The organism is Bradyrhizobium genomosp. I (2014) (genome assembly GCF_000261685.1).
Classification (GTDB): Bacteria; Pseudomonadota; Alphaproteobacteria; order Rhizobiales; family Xanthobacteraceae; genus Bradyrhizobium.
In genome coordinates this window covers 19,217-35,111 of the sequence record NZ_AJQE01000146.1, presented here as the reverse complement: position 1 = coordinate 35,111, position 15,895 = coordinate 19,217, and the positions used below count along the sequence as shown (strand labels likewise).

The following is a 15,895-nucleotide window of genomic DNA, read 5'->3' as shown; positions in this document are numbered from 1 at the left end:
GGCTGGCCGATGTTCGAGCCGTGCCTGAGATGGGCGGGAGCACTGGTCAAGTTGAGCTCAGACATGGAGGGCTCCGGAGGTCGCGGCAAAGGGAGAGGCCGGCAGCGCGGGAATCCGCGCGGGCGTGCCGGCAGTGGCCAAGGTCAGCGCGCGCATGACGATACGGCGCGTGAGCTCAATCTTGAAGGCGTTGTCGCCGGACGGTTTTGCGCCCTCGAGCGCACGCCGGGCCGCCTCCTGGAAGGCGTCGGCCGTGGGCGCGACGTTCCTGAGCACCTCCTCAGCGCCACGGGCGCGCCAAGGCTTCGCGGCGACGCCGCCGAGCGCAAGCCGCGCTTCGGCGATCTTGCCGTCCTCGATCCGCAATGCGGCAGCGGCCGAAACGACGGCAAATGCATAAGACGTGCGTTCGCGGACCTTGAGATAGCGCGCATGCGCGGCAAAGCCGCGCGCCACGGGCGGCAGGCGCACCGCGACGATGAGATCGCCGGGCTCGAGCACGGTATCGCGCTCGGGCGTATCGCCAGGCAGGCGGTGCAGGTCGTCGAACGCGATCTCGCGCCGGCCACCCCTGCCCTCGATCTCGACGGCCGCATCGAGCGCGGCCAGCGGCACGCAGAAGTCGGAGGGGTGCGTCGCGATGCAGCTCTCGCTCCAGCCGAGCACGGCGTGGCCGCGGTTCTCGCCGTCGCGAGCGTCGCAGCCGGAACCCGGCTCGCGCTTGTTGCAACGGCTGGCGGTATCGTAGAAATACGCGCAGCGCGTCCGTTGCAGGAGATTGCCGCCGACGGTCGCGGCATTGCGCAATTGCGCCGACGCTCCGGACAGCAGCGCTTCAGCCACCGCGGGATATGATCTCGCGAATTCAGCGTCATGGGCGAGATCGGCGTTGCTCACCAGCGCGCCGATGCGCAAAGACCCGTCGGCGAGTGTCTCGATGCGATCGAGACCATCGAGATGCGTGACGTCGACCAAACGATCCGGGCGGCTGACGTTGCCCTTCATCAGGTCGAGCAGATTGGTGCCGGCGGCGAGATAGACCGCGCCGGGCTGGGCGGCGGCGGCAACGGCCTCGGTGACCGTCGCAGGCCTGACGTAATCGAACCGTTTCATGCCGAGCGCCTCTGATTGGATTCGTCCATCTGTCCTTGTGCATCGCGCACGGCATCGACGATGCCGGCATAGGCGCCGCAGCGGCAGAGATTGCCGCTCATGCATTCGCGGATGCGCTCGGGATCGTCGCCGGCCTGCGCCTCCTTGATCATGCCGATCGCGCTCATGATCTGGCCCGGCGTGCAGAAGCCGCATTGAAAGCCGTCGTGAGCGATGAAGGCGGCCTGCACCGGATGCAGCTGGTCGCCGCGCGCGAGGCCTTCGATGGTGAGGATGTCGGCGCCGTCATGGCTGATGGCGAGTGCGAGGCAAGAATTGATGCGTTTGCCGTCGACCAGAATGGTGCAGGCGCCGCACTGGCCGCGGTCGCATCCCTTCTTGGTTCCGGTCAAATGGAGGCGCTCACGCAGGAGATCGAGCAGCGTGACGCGCGGATCGTCGAGGACGAAATCGCGCCGCGCACCGTTCACGGTGAGGCTGATGGAGTGGTTCATACAAGGCTCCGATCAGATTTGGACATGTCTCATCGCGCAGCGCGCCACCTCCGTGGCCGCCGTCGACGATGCGCCGCCCGAACATGATGCGGGCCAACGCTTGGATGAAGATACGGAGGCACCCTCCGGTTAGCAAGGGTCGCCGCGAAATATTTGGAATTCGTCGAAAGCCCGTGCGCATACAACGCGATGCAGCCCCGCAAGGTTCAAGAAGGGTTCAATCTAACCAATTCGTGATCTACATTGGCGGCATGGACGACCACAGCGACCAGACCCGCAAGCCCCGCGCCGACGCCGTGCGCAATCGCGAGCGCGTGCTCGAAGCGGCGAAGTCCGTGTTCAACGCGGGCGGTCCGGAGGCCAGCCTGGAGGCCGTGGCCAGACGCGCCGGCGTCGGCATCGGCACGCTTTATCGGCATTTTCCAACGCGCGAAGATCTGTTCGAGGCGGTCTACCGGCGCGAGGTCGAGCAGCTCAGCGAGCTTGCCGAGCAATTGAAGAACGCGAAGGACCCGGTCGATGCGCTCAGGCGCTGGCTGCGCTCCAACGTCGAATTCGTTGCCACCAAGAAGGGCATGTCGGCCGCGCTGGCGCTGACGTTCCAGAGCTCGTCGGAGCTCGCGGCCTTCTCGATGGACCGGCTGACCAAGGCGATCGGCTCGCTGCTCGACCGCGCGGTCGCGGCCGGCGAGATGCGTGGCGATATCAGTCCGGAAGACCTGCTCAGGGCGCTCGTCGGCATGTGCTACATGCACGACCAGCCCGGCTGGCAGTCCTCTGTGCTGCGCATGCTCGACGTGTTCGTCGACGGACTGCGGGTGCAGCCCAGCGCCAAGACCAAGGCGCGCGCGGCCGGCTCTCGGCCTCGGACAGCCAAGACGGCCGGCCGCGGGTCGAAGCACAAGCGCTGATTGGACAATTTGTCCTGTTGAGCGGCGCATCTCCTCACACGAGTGTCTCACACCGATGTGAGGATGCGTTTTGCGCTCGATCAAGCCGCACCCGCCTCAGGAGATCTATCGGTATCCATGGAATGAACCCGCTTGGATCTTCCACCGTGGTCGGCTGCATGGACTGAACTCATGCGTGCTTCAAGCTGGACGAATGACTCATGGCCGCATCCGGTCTGAGACGTAGCCTCACGATCGTGCTCACGATCAAGATCGCAGTCATCCTTGGCGCCGCGATTTTCGTGTTCGCGCCGAGCCAGCGCCCTCGGATCGACGCCGGCGCCCTCGACCGCCAGTTTCTCGACCCCACGAACTCCGCCAATCAAGGACGCACGCAATGACATCGCTGGACGTCGTGTCGCTTTCACGGCTGCAATTCGGCCTGACCGCGCTGTATCATTTCCTTTTCGTTCCTCTGACGCTCGGACTTTCGATCCTGCTCGGAATGATGGAGAGCGTCTACGTGATGACCGGACGCGCAATCTGGAAGGAGATGACGAAGTTCTGGGGCCTCCTGTTCGGGATCAACTTCGCGATGGGTGTTGCGACCGGCATCACCATGGAATTCCAGTTCGGCATGAACTGGGCCTATTACAGTCACTATGTCGGCGACATCTTCGGGGCCCCGCTCGCGATCGAAGGGCTGATGGCCTTCTTCCTCGAAGCCACCTTCATCGGTCTTTTCTTCTTCGGATGGGAAAAGCTGAGCGCCCTGCAGCATCTCACGGTCACCTGGCTCGTCGCGCTCGGCTCCAACATTTCGGCATTGTGGATCCTGATCGCCAACGGCTGGATGCAGTATCCGGTCGGCGCCCAGTTCAATCCGGCAACGATGCGAATGGAAGTGACGAGCTTCATGGAAGTGATGTTCAATCCGGTCGCACAAGCCAAGTTCGTTCATACCGTCAGCGCCGGCTACGTCACCGGATCGATGCTCGTGCTCTCGATTTCGGCGTACTACCTGCTCAAGGGACGACATATCGAGTTCGCCAAGCGCTCGATGACCGTGGCGGCCAGCTTCGGCCTCGCCTCCGCCCTGTCCGTCGTCGTTCTCGGCGACGAGAGCGGATACACGGCCGGCGAAAACCAGAAGATGAAGATCGCGGCGATCGAGGCGATGTGGGAGACGGAGCCCGCGCCAGCATCCTTCACGCTGTTCGGATTCCCGAATCTCGAAAAGCACACCACCGAATATGAGGTGAAGATCCCCTGGGTGCTCGGATTGATCGCGACGCGATCCCTGGACAAGGAGGTGCCGGGCATCAAGGAGCTCGTCGCGCATGCCGAACAACGGATCAAGAACGGCCTCATCGCCTATGACGCGCTCGAGAAGCTCCGCGCCGATCCATCCAGCGCAACCGAGAAGGCCCGCCTGGATGCGACGGCGGCGGATCTCGGCCATGCCCTGTTATTGAAGAAGATCCGTGCCGACGTCCGCAACGCAACGCCGGAGGAGATCGCGAAGGCGGCGTGGAGCACCGTGCCGGCGGTGTCTCCGCTGTTCTGGAGCTTCCGCATCATGGTCGGGCTCGGCTTCTATTTCATCGCCCTGTTCGCGGTCGCCTTCGTGCTCGCCAGCAAACGGCAGCTCGATCGATATCGCCTCTTCCTGTGGGCGGCGCTGCTCAGCCTGCCGCTACCCTGGATAGCGGCCGAGCTGGGCTGGATCGTCGCCGAAGTGGGACGGCAGCCGTGGGTCATCGAGGGCGTGCTTCCGACCTTCCTGGCGGTGTCCAGCCTTTCGGCCGCCAACGTCTGGACCACCCTGACCGGCTTCGTGGTGTTCTATTCGACCCTGGCGGTCGTCGACATCCTTCTGATGGTGAAGACGGCCAAGGCCGGGCCCGGGGCGCCCCGCACCGAGCCAACCGTTCGTCTTGCCGCCGCCGAATAGGAGAAGCACCGCCATGTTCGACTACGAGACCATGCGACTGATCTGGTGGGCACTGCTCGGCATTCTGTTGATCGGCATTGCAGTCATGGACGGTTTCGACTTCGGGATCGCGATCCTGCTTCCCTTCGTGGCCAGGTCGGACGTCGAGCGCCGCATCGTCATCAACACGGTCGGCCCCGTCTGGGAGGGGAATCAGGTCTGGCTGATCCTCGGCGGCGGCGCCATTTTCGCGGCCTGGCCGTTGCTCTACGCCACGGCATTCTCGGGGTTCTATCTCGCGATGTTCCTGGTGCTCGCTGCGCTGATCCTGCGTCCGGTCGCGTTCAAGTTCCGCAGCAAGCTCGACGACGTGCGATGGCGCGCAACCTGGGATATCGCCTTCTTCATTGCGGGCCTGGTGCCGGCGCTCATCTTCGGCGTCGCGTTCGGCAACGTCATCGTCGGCGTTCCCTTCCGCTTCGACGACACGCTGCGAATGACCTACGAAGGCACCTTGCTGGGGCTGCTCAATCCGTTCGCGCTGGTTTGCGGGCTGGTCAGCGTCGCCATGCTGACCCTGCACGGAGCCAATTACCTGGCCCTCAAGGCCGAAGGTCCGCCGGTCGTGCGGGGCATGCGCATCGGGCGGATGGCCGCGTTGGCGGCGGTCGCGCTGTTCATCGTCGCCGGCATCTGGGTGGCCTACGGCATCGAGGGCTATTCGATCGCTCAGCCCATTCCCCATGACGGCCCGTCCAACCCGTTGCTCAAGACGGTTACGAGGGAGGCCGGCGCCTGGCTCGTCAACTATCGCCTGTTCCCGTGGACGAAGGCGGCTCCGATCGTGGCCATCCTGATGCTGTCCGCTTCCGCCCTGCTGCTCGGCAAGCAGCGCGCCGGGCTCGCACTGCTGGCCAGCGGACTCGGCATCGCCGCCATCATCGCGACGGCCGGCCTTTCGCTGTTTCCGTTCATGCTGCCGTCGTCGCTCGACCCGCGCGCCAGCCTCACCGTCTGGGACACGTCGTCGAGTCTCCTGACACTGCGAATCATGCTGGCAGCGACGGTCATCTTCCTGCCCGTGATCATGCTCTACACCGCCTGGGTCTACAGCGTGCTGCGCGGACCGATCAACGAAGCGTTCGTCAAGGAGGACACGCATTCGACGGTGTACTAGCTGGAGAACGACGATGTGGTACTTCTCGTGGATTCTGGGTGTTGCCTTCGCAGGGACCTTCGCCATCCTCAACGCGCTGTGGTTCGAGGCCAACACGCAGCGGGACGGCGAAGCCGACACCGGACGCCATCACTGATCCACTTGAGAGACCAGGGGATGCCGCCGAAGCTGGGGCAGAACGCCTAAGTCGCGAAACCCGGGCCGACCTTCGTCGCGCTCATCCGCGAGCGGATGAGCAGCAATACGACGATGCTGATGTTCAGCGCATTCCACGCCACGCCATTGGCGAAGGCGGCAGCGTACGATCCGGTGGCGTCGAAGATGACGCCCGACACCCAGCCGCCGAAGGACATCCCGAACACCGAGGCGAAGATCACGATGCCGACGCGGGTTGCGGCTTCGCTCGCCGGCATCGCCTCACGCACGATGATGGCATAGCTCGGCACGATGCCGCCCTGGAACAGGCCGAACATCGCGGAGATCAGATACAGCGAGGCGAGGCTGTCGAAGAACAGATAGAACACCAGCGCAAAGCCCTGCGCCAGCGATCCGACCAACAGCGTACGGATGCCGCCGATCTTGTCGGCGAGATAGCCGGAGCCGATCCGGCTGACGATGCCGCAGGCCATCATCAAGGACAGCATCTCGGCGCCACGCGCCACGCCATAGCCGAGGTCGCCGCAATAGGCGACGATATGCACTTGCGGCATGGCCATCGCCACGCAGCAGGCGACGGACGCGATCGAGAGCAGCACCGTCAGCGTGTTGGTCGAGAGCTTGAGATCGACTTGCGGCGGCGGCGCATTGGCGTGATCGCGGACCTTGTCGCCGCCCATCTGTGCGCGCAGGACGAGGACCAGAAGCGCCATCGTGCTGGCGCAGACGATACCGATGCCGATATGGGTGGTGCGCCAGCCGATCTCCTGCGTGCCCCAGCTCACGATCGGCGGCCACATCGTGCCCGCGACATAATTGCCACTGGCGACGATGGTCACGGCAAGTCCGCGGTAGCGCTCGAACCAGTGCGAGGCTTCGGCCATCAGCGGCGCGAAGGTCGCAGAGGTGCCGAGGCCGATGAGGAAGTAGGCCGCAACGAACTGCCAGAGATGACTCGACAGGCCCGCGAGCACGTTGGCAACGCCGAGGAAGGCGATGCTGATCGCCATGGCCGGCACGATGCCGAACCGGTCGGTGATCTTGCCGGCGATCACGCCGCCAAGCCCGAAGCCGAACATCATGAGGGTGAAGGCCAGCGACACCGCGCCGCGCGTGGCACCGAATTCGGCCTGCACCACGGGAATCACAACCACGACCGCCCACATGCCGACGGCGCCGATCGAGCCGATCAGGAGCGCAATGACCAGCCGCATCCAGGCCTGACGCGAATCAGGGGTGAAGGAAGCCGGTGTCTGTCCTGGATGATTTGGCGCGTGCACGGGCCGGACCATGGCCCGCGGATCGCCAAGGGGTCAAGCATTGTGGCGCGATATTGGGCATGCGCGGTGCACTGCGGTAAGAAGGAGCTTGGCGATCGCGCGATTTGCCACTAATTTGCAATGCGCGTGTGCACCATGGCCGCGCGGAGAGCATGTCGGCGGAATGTTGCTGCGATTGACGCGATCGATGCGGATCAGGGTGGGGCGGATCATCGCCCTCGCCTATCTGTTCTGCGTGCTCTCGCCGGCAGCAGGCCTCGCATGGGGCATCGGTCCTGCGCCTTGCCTTGACGACGCACTGCTCGCAGATCCCGTGCCGACACATCACCAGATGCCGACGAGCCATCTGCATGGCGATGTCTCGCACGAACACGCGGGAACCCACGCCCATCACCAGACTGCCGCGAAGGACGCACCCGCTCCGCATCATCATGACGGCAAGGGAACAGTGGGGCCGTGCTGTGCGATGATGTGCGTCAGCGCGCTGCCGGCCGATCTGCCGATCGTCACCAGGCCGCTTTTGCCTGGCTCCGCCTGTGCGCCCGAGATCGCGGCCAGTCTGCACAGCTCGGCGCCGCCCCTGAACGACCGCCCCCCCATCGCCTGATCTGACACGACGATTTCGGGCCGAGCGCGCGTTTGCGCGCGCAAACCTGTGGTTTTCAGATCAGGGAAGAATCATGTTTACGCTTTCGGGGGCGAAGTCCGCTGCCGCATCTGCGGTGGGTGGACGACAGTACCGATTCAATTGGCTGCTGCTGGCCTTTGCTGCGCTGGCGCTGTCCGGCTGCATGCCGGCAACAACGCAAGTCGCCAGCGCCGATCCCGCCGATCCGGCGGCGAAGGTGGCGCGGATCGGCTATCGCTCGACCATTGCGCCCTATACCGGCCTGCGGCCTGCGACGCCGGCGCCATGGCGTGGCCGCAACGACACGGTCACACCGCAGCCGAAGCAAGACCGGTAGGAGCGCGCCATGACACGCCATCTTGCGCGGGGCCTGCTCGTCCTGACCGCACTCAGCGTTTCCGGCTGCGCCGCGTTCTCGCCCGACGGCGGGATGAGCGCAGTCTCGGACCTGACAAGCCAGACCATCAACAAGGACGTCGCCTTCGTGCGAACGGCGGAGGGCGCCAGCGCGGTCGACACGCGCGTTCGCCAGCTGTTGTCGCGGACGCTGAGCGCGGATGCCGCCGTGCAGATCGCGCTGCTCAACAACAAGGGACTGCAGGCCGCCTATAACGAGCTGGCACTGGCCGAGACCGACCTCGTCGAGCAGAGCCTGCCGCCCAATCCCGTGTTCGCGATCTCGCGGATCTCAGGCAATGGCGCCAGCGAGATCGAGCGCCAGGTGGTCGGCGACATCCTCGCGCTGGCCACCCTGCCGTTACGCTCCGACATCGCCCGCGACCGCTTCCGCGGAGCGCAGCTGCGCGCAGCGCTGGCGACGTTGCGGCTCGCGGCCGACGTCCGCCGCGCCTATGTCCGCACCGTTGCCGGCAACGAGATGGTGGTGCTGCTGACCGACGCGAAGGCGACGGCGGAATCGACCGCGCAGCTGGCGGTCAAGCTCGGCGAAACCGGCTCGCTCAACAAGCTCGACCAGGCTCGCGAACAGGTGTTCTACGCCGAGACCACCGCCGACCTCGCGACTGCGCGGCAGTCGGCAACGAGCGACCGCGAAAGGCTCGCGCGCCTGATGGGGCTGTGGGATGACGGTCTCGACTTCCGTCTCCCTGATCGACTGCCGCCGCTGCCGCGTCGACCGCAAGCATTGCCCTCGATCGAGGCCGATGCCGTGGCCCATCGCATCGACCTGCAGATCGCACGGCTGGAGCTGGCGGCGCTGGCGAAGGCCCTGAATCTCACCGAGGCGACGCGCTTCGTGACACTGCTCGATCTCGCCGGCATCTCCCGCCGCACTCAGGATCCCGAAGGGCCACCGTTCCGCGAACGCGGCTTCGACGTGCAGTTCCAGATCCCGATCTTCGACGGCGGCGAGGTGCGGGTGCGGCAGGCCGCCGAGACCTACAACCTCGCCTTCAACCGCCTGACCGAGCGCGCCGTGAATGTGCGCTCCAAGGCGCGGGATGCTTATCGCGCCTATCGCTCCACCTACGACATCGCCGGCCACTACCAGCGCGAGATCATTCCCTTGCGAAAAATCATCACCGAGGAGATGCAGCTGCGCTTCTCCAGCATGCAGGTCGACATCTTTGCGCTGCTCACCGAGGCGCGGCAGCGCCTCGCCTCGCTGCGCGGCGCGATCGACGCGCGGCAGAGGTTCTTCCTTGCCCAGGCCGATTTGCAGACCGCCGTCAATGGCGGCGGCTCGCCTGCGGCCGGGAGCGACAATCCAACCACCGTCGCCGCGGCAGCACCTGCCGATGGCGGCGGCCACTGAGATGGAGGCCGAGATGTTTTCCCGCCGAGGATTCCTGGGGACTGCCGCGCTTGCCGGCGCGTCGGCCATCAGCGGCCGGGTGCAGGCCGCTGCCATTCCGGAAGCGCCAACCATGGACAAGGTGGTGATGCAGCCACCGCTGCATCCGATCAGCGGACCGGACTATCGCCCCGTGGTCACGCTGAACGGCTGGTCGCTGCCGTTCCGCATGAACGGCGACTGGAAGGAATTCCATCTCGTCGCCGAGCCCGTGGTGCGCGAATTCGCCGAAGGCATGAAGGTGAATCTGTGGGGCTACAACGGGCAATCGCCGGGGCCGACCATCGAGGCCGTCGAGGGCGACAAGGTCCGCGTCTTCGTCACCAACAAACTGCCCGAATACACCACCGTGCACTGGCACGGCATGATCATCCCGAGCGGCATGGACGGCGTCGGCGGGCTGACCCAGCCGCACATCCAGCCGGGGAAAACCTTCGTCTACGAGTTCGAGATGAGGAAGAGCGGGACGTTCATGTACCACCCGCATTCCGACGAGATGGTGCAGATGGCGATGGGCATGATGGGCATGGTCGTCGTGCATCCGCGCGATCTGAGTTTCCGTCCCGTCGACCGCGACTTCGTCTTCGTGATGAGCACCTATCGCGTCGACCCAGGCACTTATCTGCCGCATGTCAACGAGATGACCGACTTCAACATGTGGACCTGGAATGCGCGGGTATTTCCCGGCATCGATCCGCTTCCGGTCAGGCTCGGCGACAAAGTGCGCGTGCGCATCGGCAATCTCAGCATGACCAATCATCCGATCCACCTGCACGGCCACAGCTTTGCGGTCACCTGCACCGACGGCGGCTGGGTCCCGGAGAGCGCGCAGATCCCCGAGACGACCACCGACGTGCCGGTCGGCGCTGTCAGGGTGTTCGACGTGCTCGCCGACAATCCCGGCGACTGGGCGTTCCACTGCCACAAGTCGCACCACACCATGAACGCGATGGGACACGACGTGCGCAACCTGATCGGCGTGTCGCGCAAGGATCTCGCCAGGGCCGTCGGCAGGCTCGCGCCTGACGGCATGGCCATGGGCTCGACCGGCATGGCGATGGGCAACATGGAGATGCCCGCGCCCGACAACACACTGCCGATGATGACCGGCAGCGGCCAGTTCGGGCCGATCGAGATGGGCGGCATGTTCACGGTGATGAAGATTCGCGAGGACCTCGCGCGCGACGACTACCGCGATCCCGGCCCGTACAAATTCCCGCAAGGCACCGTCGCCTACGAGGTGACGGCGCCGGCCGCAGAGCCAGCCCGGCAGAAATCCGGAAGCCCGCCGATGAAGAACATGAAGATGTGAGCGTTTCGATGAACCACCAACTGGAGACCACGATGAAGACCACCTTCAAGCTCGGCCTCGCGCTGGCCGCGCTTTCGATCGCACCGGCCTTTGCCCACGACAAGCACGGGCACGGGACCTTTTCGGCGGGCGAGCCCGGCGATCCCAACAAGCCCGCACGCACCATCGAGATCCTGATGAACGAGATGGACTACGCACCCGCCCGGATCGAGGTCAAACGCGGCGAGCAGGTCCGCTTCGTGCTGCGCAATGTCGGCAAGGAGGACCACGAATTCCTGCTCGCCACCACCAAGGAGAATCTCGCGCATGCGGTGGAGATGAAGAAGCATCCGCACATGGAGCACGACGATTCCAACGGCGTGCGCCTCGCCCCGAACAAGGCGGCCGAGATCCTCTGGAAATTCAGCAAGGCCGGCACATTCGAATTTTCCTGCCTGATTCCCGACCACCGCGACTACGGCATGGTCGGCCACGTCACCGTGAAGTAACGAAGGAGACTGCCATGAACCGCATCATCCGTATCACTGCTGCGCTGGCGCTGACGCTCAGCGTTGCCTCCGGAGCCGTCAGCACCGCAGCCCTGGCGGCCGGGGCTGCCGCGATCAGCGGCGAGGTCAAGAAGATCGACGAGGGCGCCGGCAAGATCACGCTCAAGCATGGACCTGCGAAGAGCCTCGGCATGGAGGAGCCCATGACCATGGTCTACCGCGTCAAGGACCCCGTCATGCTCAAGCAGGTGAAGGTCGGCGACAAGGTGACCTTCGAGGCCGAGGAGGCGGCGTCGGGATACACGGTGACGAAGATGGAGAAGGCGAAGTAGGGACCTTTCTCTCAACGGTCATTCCGGGGCGGCTCGAAGAGCCGAACCCGGAATCTCGAGATTCCGGGTTCGATGCTTCGCATCGCCCCGGAATGACAGCCTCGGGCCCCGAAACGCCCCACCCCCGCGTTAACTCTTTGCTAACCATACACCGGGCAAAAATTGCCGGGTGAAGTCGAGTGTCGTCGGCCGCGTAGAACGGGAGAGCCCCCGTGGACGCCAGTGCGGTGCCTCACTTTCGGAACGGCGGCCCATCGGCCGCCGCGCAGACGTTTGGGGCGCGCGGACGGCAGTCCCGCGGGGAGGCAGCTACCATGGTCGACGTCACCGCGGGACAGGGCGTAGGCAGCGCCAAGCCCGGCATCCCCTCCCTCAACGAGATCGTCACCATCCTCAAGCGCGGCGACATCGCGCTGGCGCTCGGCATCCTCACCATCCTGGTGGTGCTGATCCTTCCCCTGCCCGCGATCGTTCTGGACCTGTTTCTGGCGATCTCGATCACGCTGTCGATCCTGATCCTGATGACCTCGCTGTTCATCCAGGCGCCATTGGAGTTCTCGGCCTTCCCGACCATCCTCCTGATCTCGACCATGCTGCGCCTGTCGCTCAACATGGCCTCGACCCGCCTGATCCTGTCGCACGGGCACGAGGGCACCGCCGCCGCCGGTCACGTCATCGAGGCCTTCGGCAGCTTCGTGATGGGCGGCAATTTCGTCATCGGCATCATCGTCTTCGCCATCCTCATCATCGTCAACTTCGTCGTCATCACCAAGGGTTCGGGCCGCATCGCCGAAGTCGCCGCGCGCTTCCACCTCGACGCCATGCCCGGCAAGCAGATGGCGATCGACGCCGACCTCTCCGCCGGCCTGATCGACGAGAAGGTCGCCAAGGAGCGGCGCAAGGAGCTGGAGGACGAGAGCGGCTTCTTCGGCGCCATGGACGGTGCCTCCAAGTTCGTCCGGGGCGACGCCATCGCCGGCCTCCTGATCGTCTTCATCAACGTCGTCGGCGGCATGATCATCGGCGTGGCGCAGCAGGGCATGTCCTTCGCCGACGCCGGGCGCAGCTACACGCTGCTGACCGTCGGTGACGGCCTCGTCACCCAGGTGCCGGCGCTGATCGTCTCGACCGCCGCGGGCCTGCTGGTCTCCAAGGCCGGCGTGTCCGGCGCCGCCGACAAGGCGCTGATGAAGCAGTTCTCCGGCTATCCGCAGGCGCTCGCGATGTCCTCGGCGGTGATGCTGGTGCTGGCGGCGCTGCCGGGCATTCCGACCCTCCCCTTCCTGGCGCTCGGCGTCGGCGCCGGCGCGCTGGCCTGGAACGCCCGCAACCGCAAGAAGACCGCCGTCAAGGCCGCGGAAGCCGCGATGGCGGCGCCGGCCGCCGGTGCCCCGGGCGCCCCCGGCGCTGCCGCGGCGGAAGAGCCGATCTCGGCCGCGCTCAAGATCGACGACCTCAAGATCGAACTCGGCTATGCCCTGCTGCCGCTCGTCAACGGGCCCGACGGCACCGACCGCCTCACCGAGCAGATCAAGGCGCTGCGCCGCTCGCTCGCGATCGAGATGGGTTTCGTGATGCCGGCGGTGCGCATCCTCGACAACGTCCAGCTCGAGGCCAACACCTACATCATCAAGATAAAGGAGGTCGACGCCGGCACCGGCAAGATCTGGCCGAACCAGTTCATGGTCATGGATCCCGGCGGCAGCCAGGTGCAGGTGCCCGGCATCCACACCACCGAGCCGACCTTCGGACTGCCCGCGACCTGGGTCGACGCCAGCCTCAAGGAAGAAGCCTCGCTCAAGGGCTACACCGTCGTCGACGCCGCGACCGTGCTCTCGACCCACCTCACCGAGCTGCTCAAGGCCAACATGTCGGACCTGCTGTCCTATGGCGAGGTGCAGAAGCTGCTCAAGGAACTGCCGAAGGAGCAGAGCGAGCTGGTCAAGGACATCGTGCCGGGACAGGTCACGGTGTCCGGCATCCAGCGCGTGCTGCAACTGCTGCTCGCCGAGCGCATCTCGATCCGCGACCTCTCCACCATCCTCGAAGGCATCGCCGACTCGCTCGCCTTCTCGCGCAATCCCGCGACCATGGTCGAGCATGTCCGGGCGCGCCTGGCGCGGCAGATCTGCGCGCAGAACACCTCCTACGCCGGCTATCTGCCGCTGATCGCGCTGTCGGCGCGGTGGGAGCAGGCCTTTGCCGAGTCCATCATCGGCCAGGGCGAGGAGCGCAGCCTCGCGATGCAGCCCTCGAAACTGTCGGAGTTCATGACCGCCGTGCGCGAGGCCTTCGAGCGCGCCGCCCGCGAAGGCGAGGCGCCGGTGCTGGTCACCTCTGCGGCAATTCGTCCCTTCGTGCGGTCCCTGGTGGAGCGGTTCCGGGCCCAGACCACCGTGCTGTCGCAGGCTGAAATTCACCCCAGGGCGAGATTGAAAACGGTCGGAAGCGTCTGATTTGCCTTGAGAAGCCGTATGTTTTTCAGCCACAGGCAAATGGTTTTTTGAGTTCCCGGCGCCTTGTCGACCAAAGGCGGGCAAGGCGATCGACCAACCAATTATATCTTTGAGATCATTATATAATTTCACGAGAAACGGTCGCTCTTGATCGCGATCCTTCACGTCGTGTCACGCTCTTGTGATCGCCCCTTGGGAACGAATCCCGCCAATACTAGGTTGTTGGGCACCGGAAGCATGAACCTGCCTGAACGGGCTGGCGACTACTTCGGGTAGATGGCGGCAGGAGGCTTCCGTGAACCACTCGATCTACAGCGCAGATCGCTCGACCCATCTGAAAATTGTGGTCGTGGCCCTCGTTGCAGGGATCGCGGTGGCAGGCCTCGGCATCACGGCACGCACGGGTTCGGACGATGGTCTGACCCAGACCGCGCGCGTCATCAAGGCCGGCAAGCCGGTCGTTGTCACCAGTTCGAACGCATCCCTCGTTCGCTGAGGAGATCTGACGAGTTTTTTGAATTCACGCGGCCCTTTACCAGCCCCCCAAAGTCGCCACGTGGATATGTAGACGACCCCAACCCCAAGTCGACTACAGAAAGCGCCCGCCCCCCACGGGCGCTTTCTCATGTCTGGGGTGTCGCATCTGATTGAGACTCCCGCTTCGAATTCAGCTCTCGTGTCCCGGACGCGCTGCAACGCGCGAGCGGTGCTGCGCAGAGCCGGGACCCATATGTGGACGGCCCCGGCGCGTAGCGGCCTTGACGGCGCGAGGGCGGTGCTAAACTTGCGGCCGGGGACACGATGCCGGCCCGTGCGGCGTCATAGCGTTCGCCGCTGCGCATCAGTTTCCAGGCGATGCGTGCAACCTTGTTGGCGAGCGCCACGGCCGCGAGCTTCGGCGGTTTGCGGGCCACCAAATCCCGCAGCCAGGGCGAGGGATTGCCCTTATCCTTGCTGACTTGCTTGATCACCGAGGTGGCGCCGACCACCAGGGTGCGGCGCAAGGCCTCGTCGCCGGCGCGGGTGATCACCCCAAGCCGCATTTTGCCCGCGGTGGAATGGTCCTTCGGGGTCAATCCCATCCAGGCCGCGAAGTCGCGGCCGCAGCGGAAGGCCTGCGGATCGGGCGCCTTGATCGCCAGCAGACAGGCGCCGATCGGGCCGATGGCATCGACTTCGGCAAGGCGCCGGCTCATCTCGTTCTGCCGGTGCCAGGCCTTCAGCTTCGCTTCGATCTCGCGCAGCTCGGCCTTCAGCCGCTTCAACGCCTGGCCGTGCATGGCGAACAGGTCCTTGGCCAGTTCAGGCACCGTCTTGTCGTCGGCAATGCGCGCCAGCAGCGGCTCGACATGGGCAGGCCCCTTGGCGGCCGTGAGGCCGAACTCGGCCGCGTGACCACGGATCGTGTTGATGAGTTGCGTGTGATAGGCGACCAGCCGCTCGCGCGTCGTCATCAACATTTGCGCGGCTTGGCTCTCCGCGCTCTTGATTGCCACGAAGCTCATGCGCGGCCGGCTCATCGCCTCGCAGATCGCATCGGCATCGTTCCGGTCGTTCTTGCCGCGCCGCACGTAGGGCTTGACGTGCTGCGCCGGCAGCAGCTTCACCTCGTGCCCTAGCGCCGTCAGCTCCCGCGCCCAGTAATGCGCCCCGCCGCAGGCTTCCATCCCGACCTTCGTCGCCGGCAGCCGCGCGAAGAAGGCCAGCATGTCACGCCGGCGCAGTTTCTTGCGCAGCACCGGTTGCTCCGCTGCGTCAACCCCGTGCAGCCGGAAAACACTCTTGGACGTATCCACTCCAATTCGGATAATCTCGCTCACGGA

At 65.2% G+C, this 15,895-nt stretch carries 16 protein-coding genes and 1 pseudogene; 13 read left to right on the top strand and 4 right to left on the bottom strand.

Going from position 1 to position 15,895, the window contains the following annotated elements; all coding sequences use genetic code 11:
* Positions 1 to 57 precede the first annotated feature (57 nt).
* Together IC50_RS14365 and IC50_RS14360 are read right to left on the bottom strand one after the other, a co-directional pair.
* Entirely contained in the window at positions 58 to 1,113 is a 1,056-nt protein-coding gene (locus IC50_RS14365) for an FAD binding domain-containing protein (RefSeq protein WP_035705387.1), read from the bottom strand.
* The gene (locus tag IC50_RS14360; RefSeq protein ID WP_035705384.1) at positions 1,110 to 1,607 is read right to left on the bottom strand and encodes a (2Fe-2S)-binding protein; all 498 of its coding nucleotides are present in this window, start codon (positions 1,605 to 1,607) and stop codon (positions 1,110 to 1,112) included. The genes IC50_RS14365 and IC50_RS14360 overlap by 4 nt, the downstream gene beginning before the upstream one ends.
* Before the next feature lie 251 nt (positions 1,608 to 1,858).
* Here IC50_RS14360 and IC50_RS14355 point away from each other — a divergent pair, with 251 nt between their 5' ends.
* The 5 genes from IC50_RS14355 to cydX all read left to right on the top strand — a co-directional run bounded on the left by IC50_RS14355 (position 1,859) and on the right by cydX (position 5,743).
* On the top strand, positions 1,859 to 2,518 hold the full coding sequence (locus tag IC50_RS14355; protein ID WP_193374121.1) for a TetR/AcrR family transcriptional regulator: 660 nt from the start codon (positions 1,859 to 1,861) through the stop codon (positions 2,516 to 2,518).
* Between the two features lie 200 nt (positions 2,519 to 2,718).
* Positions 2,719 to 2,898 (top strand): hypothetical protein, encoded by a 180-nt coding sequence (locus IC50_RS14350; RefSeq protein WP_035705380.1) that lies wholly within the window; start codon positions 2,719 to 2,721, stop codon positions 2,896 to 2,898.
* On the top strand, positions 2,895 to 4,451 hold the full coding sequence (locus IC50_RS14345; RefSeq protein WP_035705378.1) for a cytochrome ubiquinol oxidase subunit I: 1,557 nt from the start codon (positions 2,895 to 2,897) through the stop codon (positions 4,449 to 4,451). The genes IC50_RS14350 and IC50_RS14345 overlap by 4 nt, the downstream gene beginning before the upstream one ends.
* Before the next feature lie 13 nt (positions 4,452 to 4,464).
* Positions 4,465 to 5,607, top strand: coding sequence for a cytochrome d ubiquinol oxidase subunit II (cydB, locus tag IC50_RS14340; protein WP_035705377.1), 1,143 nt, complete (start codon positions 4,465 to 4,467; stop codon positions 5,605 to 5,607).
* A 13-nt stretch (positions 5,608 to 5,620) separates the two neighbouring features.
* Positions 5,621 to 5,743 (top strand): cytochrome bd-I oxidase subunit CydX, encoded by a 123-nt coding sequence (cydX, locus tag IC50_RS38655; RefSeq protein WP_063826467.1) that lies wholly within the window; start codon positions 5,621 to 5,623, stop codon positions 5,741 to 5,743.
* A gap of 46 nt (positions 5,744 to 5,789) precedes the next feature.
* Here the strand turns inward: cydX and IC50_RS14335 are convergent, their stop codons facing one another.
* On the bottom strand, positions 5,790 to 7,055 hold the full coding sequence (locus IC50_RS14335; protein WP_035705376.1) for an MFS transporter: 1,266 nt from the start codon (positions 7,053 to 7,055) through the stop codon (positions 5,790 to 5,792).
* 175 nt (positions 7,056 to 7,230) lie between these two features.
* On the opposite strand from IC50_RS14335, the gene IC50_RS14330 reads away from it, so the two are divergent.
* The 8 genes from IC50_RS14330 to IC50_RS14295 all read left to right on the top strand — a co-directional run bounded on the left by IC50_RS14330 (position 7,231) and on the right by IC50_RS14295 (position 14,568).
* The gene (locus tag IC50_RS14330; RefSeq protein ID WP_244429582.1) at positions 7,231 to 7,650 is read left to right on the top strand and encodes a hypothetical protein; all 420 of its coding nucleotides are present in this window, start codon (positions 7,231 to 7,233) and stop codon (positions 7,648 to 7,650) included.
* A gap of 73 nt (positions 7,651 to 7,723) precedes the next feature.
* Positions 7,724 to 8,008 (top strand): hypothetical protein, encoded by a 285-nt coding sequence (locus IC50_RS14325; RefSeq protein WP_035705373.1) that lies wholly within the window; start codon positions 7,724 to 7,726, stop codon positions 8,006 to 8,008.
* Positions 8,009 to 8,017: 9 nt separating this feature from the next.
* Complete coding sequence (locus tag IC50_RS14320) at positions 8,018 to 9,445, top strand: TolC family protein (protein ID WP_035705372.1); 1,428 nt, start codon at positions 8,018 to 8,020, stop codon at positions 9,443 to 9,445.
* A 13-nt stretch (positions 9,446 to 9,458) separates the two neighbouring features.
* Complete coding sequence (locus IC50_RS14315; RefSeq protein WP_035705402.1) at positions 9,459 to 10,796, top strand: copper oxidase; 1,338 nt, start codon at positions 9,459 to 9,461, stop codon at positions 10,794 to 10,796.
* 32 nt (positions 10,797 to 10,828) lie between these two features.
* The gene (locus IC50_RS14310; protein WP_035705399.1) at positions 10,829 to 11,284 is read left to right on the top strand and encodes a cupredoxin domain-containing protein; all 456 of its coding nucleotides are present in this window, start codon (positions 10,829 to 10,831) and stop codon (positions 11,282 to 11,284) included.
* Positions 11,285 to 11,298: 14 nt separating this feature from the next.
* Positions 11,299 to 11,616 (top strand): copper-binding protein, encoded by a 318-nt coding sequence (locus IC50_RS14305; RefSeq protein ID WP_035705370.1) that lies wholly within the window; start codon positions 11,299 to 11,301, stop codon positions 11,614 to 11,616.
* A 314-nt stretch (positions 11,617 to 11,930) separates the two neighbouring features.
* Positions 11,931 to 14,072 (top strand): flagellar biosynthesis protein FlhA, encoded by a 2,142-nt coding sequence (gene flhA, locus IC50_RS14300; protein ID WP_035705368.1) that lies wholly within the window; start codon positions 11,931 to 11,933, stop codon positions 14,070 to 14,072.
* 295 nt (positions 14,073 to 14,367) lie between these two features.
* Positions 14,368 to 14,568 carry a hypothetical protein gene (locus IC50_RS14295; protein WP_035705366.1) on the top strand — a complete coding sequence of 67 codons (201 nt, stop codon included), beginning with the start codon at positions 14,368 to 14,370 and terminating at the stop codon, positions 14,566 to 14,568.
* A gap of 319 nt (positions 14,569 to 14,887) precedes the next feature.
* On the opposite strand, the pseudogene IC50_RS14290 reads toward IC50_RS14295, so the two are convergent.
* Positions 14,888 to 15,892, bottom strand: a pseudogene (locus tag IC50_RS14290) (IS110 family transposase); the annotation flags it as partial.
* Between the last annotated feature and the right edge of the window lie 3 nt (positions 15,893 to 15,895).

What these genes read in the sequence shown, in the direction of transcription:
- IC50_RS14365 (WP_035705387.1), bottom strand. Translation starts at nt 1,113, where the DNA reads ATGAAACGGTTCGATTACGTCAGGCCTGCGACGGTCACCGAGGCCGTT.
- IC50_RS14360 (WP_035705384.1), bottom strand. Translation starts at nt 1,607, where the DNA reads ATGAACCACTCCATCAGCCTCACCGTGAACGGTGCGCGGCGCGATTTC.
- IC50_RS14355 (WP_193374121.1), top strand. Translation starts at nt 1,859, where the DNA reads ATGGACGACCACAGCGACCAGACCCGCAAGCCCCGCGCCGACGCCGTG.
- IC50_RS14350 (WP_035705380.1), top strand. Translation starts at nt 2,719, where the DNA reads ATGGCCGCATCCGGTCTGAGACGTAGCCTCACGATCGTGCTCACGATC.
- IC50_RS14345 (WP_035705378.1), top strand. Translation starts at nt 2,895, where the DNA reads ATGACATCGCTGGACGTCGTGTCGCTTTCACGGCTGCAATTCGGCCTG.
- cydB (WP_035705377.1), top strand. Translation starts at nt 4,465, where the DNA reads ATGTTCGACTACGAGACCATGCGACTGATCTGGTGGGCACTGCTCGGC.
- cydX (WP_063826467.1), top strand. Translation starts at nt 5,621, where the DNA reads ATGTGGTACTTCTCGTGGATTCTGGGTGTTGCCTTCGCAGGGACCTTC.
- IC50_RS14335 (WP_035705376.1), bottom strand. Translation starts at nt 7,055, where the DNA reads ATGGTCCGGCCCGTGCACGCGCCAAATCATCCAGGACAGACACCGGCT.
- IC50_RS14330 (WP_244429582.1), top strand. Translation starts at nt 7,231, where the DNA reads ATGCGGATCAGGGTGGGGCGGATCATCGCCCTCGCCTATCTGTTCTGC.
- IC50_RS14325 (WP_035705373.1), top strand. Translation starts at nt 7,724, where the DNA reads ATGTTTACGCTTTCGGGGGCGAAGTCCGCTGCCGCATCTGCGGTGGGT.
- IC50_RS14320 (WP_035705372.1), top strand. Translation starts at nt 8,018, where the DNA reads ATGACACGCCATCTTGCGCGGGGCCTGCTCGTCCTGACCGCACTCAGC.
- IC50_RS14315 (WP_035705402.1), top strand. Translation starts at nt 9,459, where the DNA reads ATGTTTTCCCGCCGAGGATTCCTGGGGACTGCCGCGCTTGCCGGCGCG.
- IC50_RS14310 (WP_035705399.1), top strand. Translation starts at nt 10,829, where the DNA reads ATGAAGACCACCTTCAAGCTCGGCCTCGCGCTGGCCGCGCTTTCGATC.
- IC50_RS14305 (WP_035705370.1), top strand. Translation starts at nt 11,299, where the DNA reads ATGAACCGCATCATCCGTATCACTGCTGCGCTGGCGCTGACGCTCAGC.
- flhA (WP_035705368.1), top strand. Translation starts at nt 11,931, where the DNA reads ATGGTCGACGTCACCGCGGGACAGGGCGTAGGCAGCGCCAAGCCCGGC.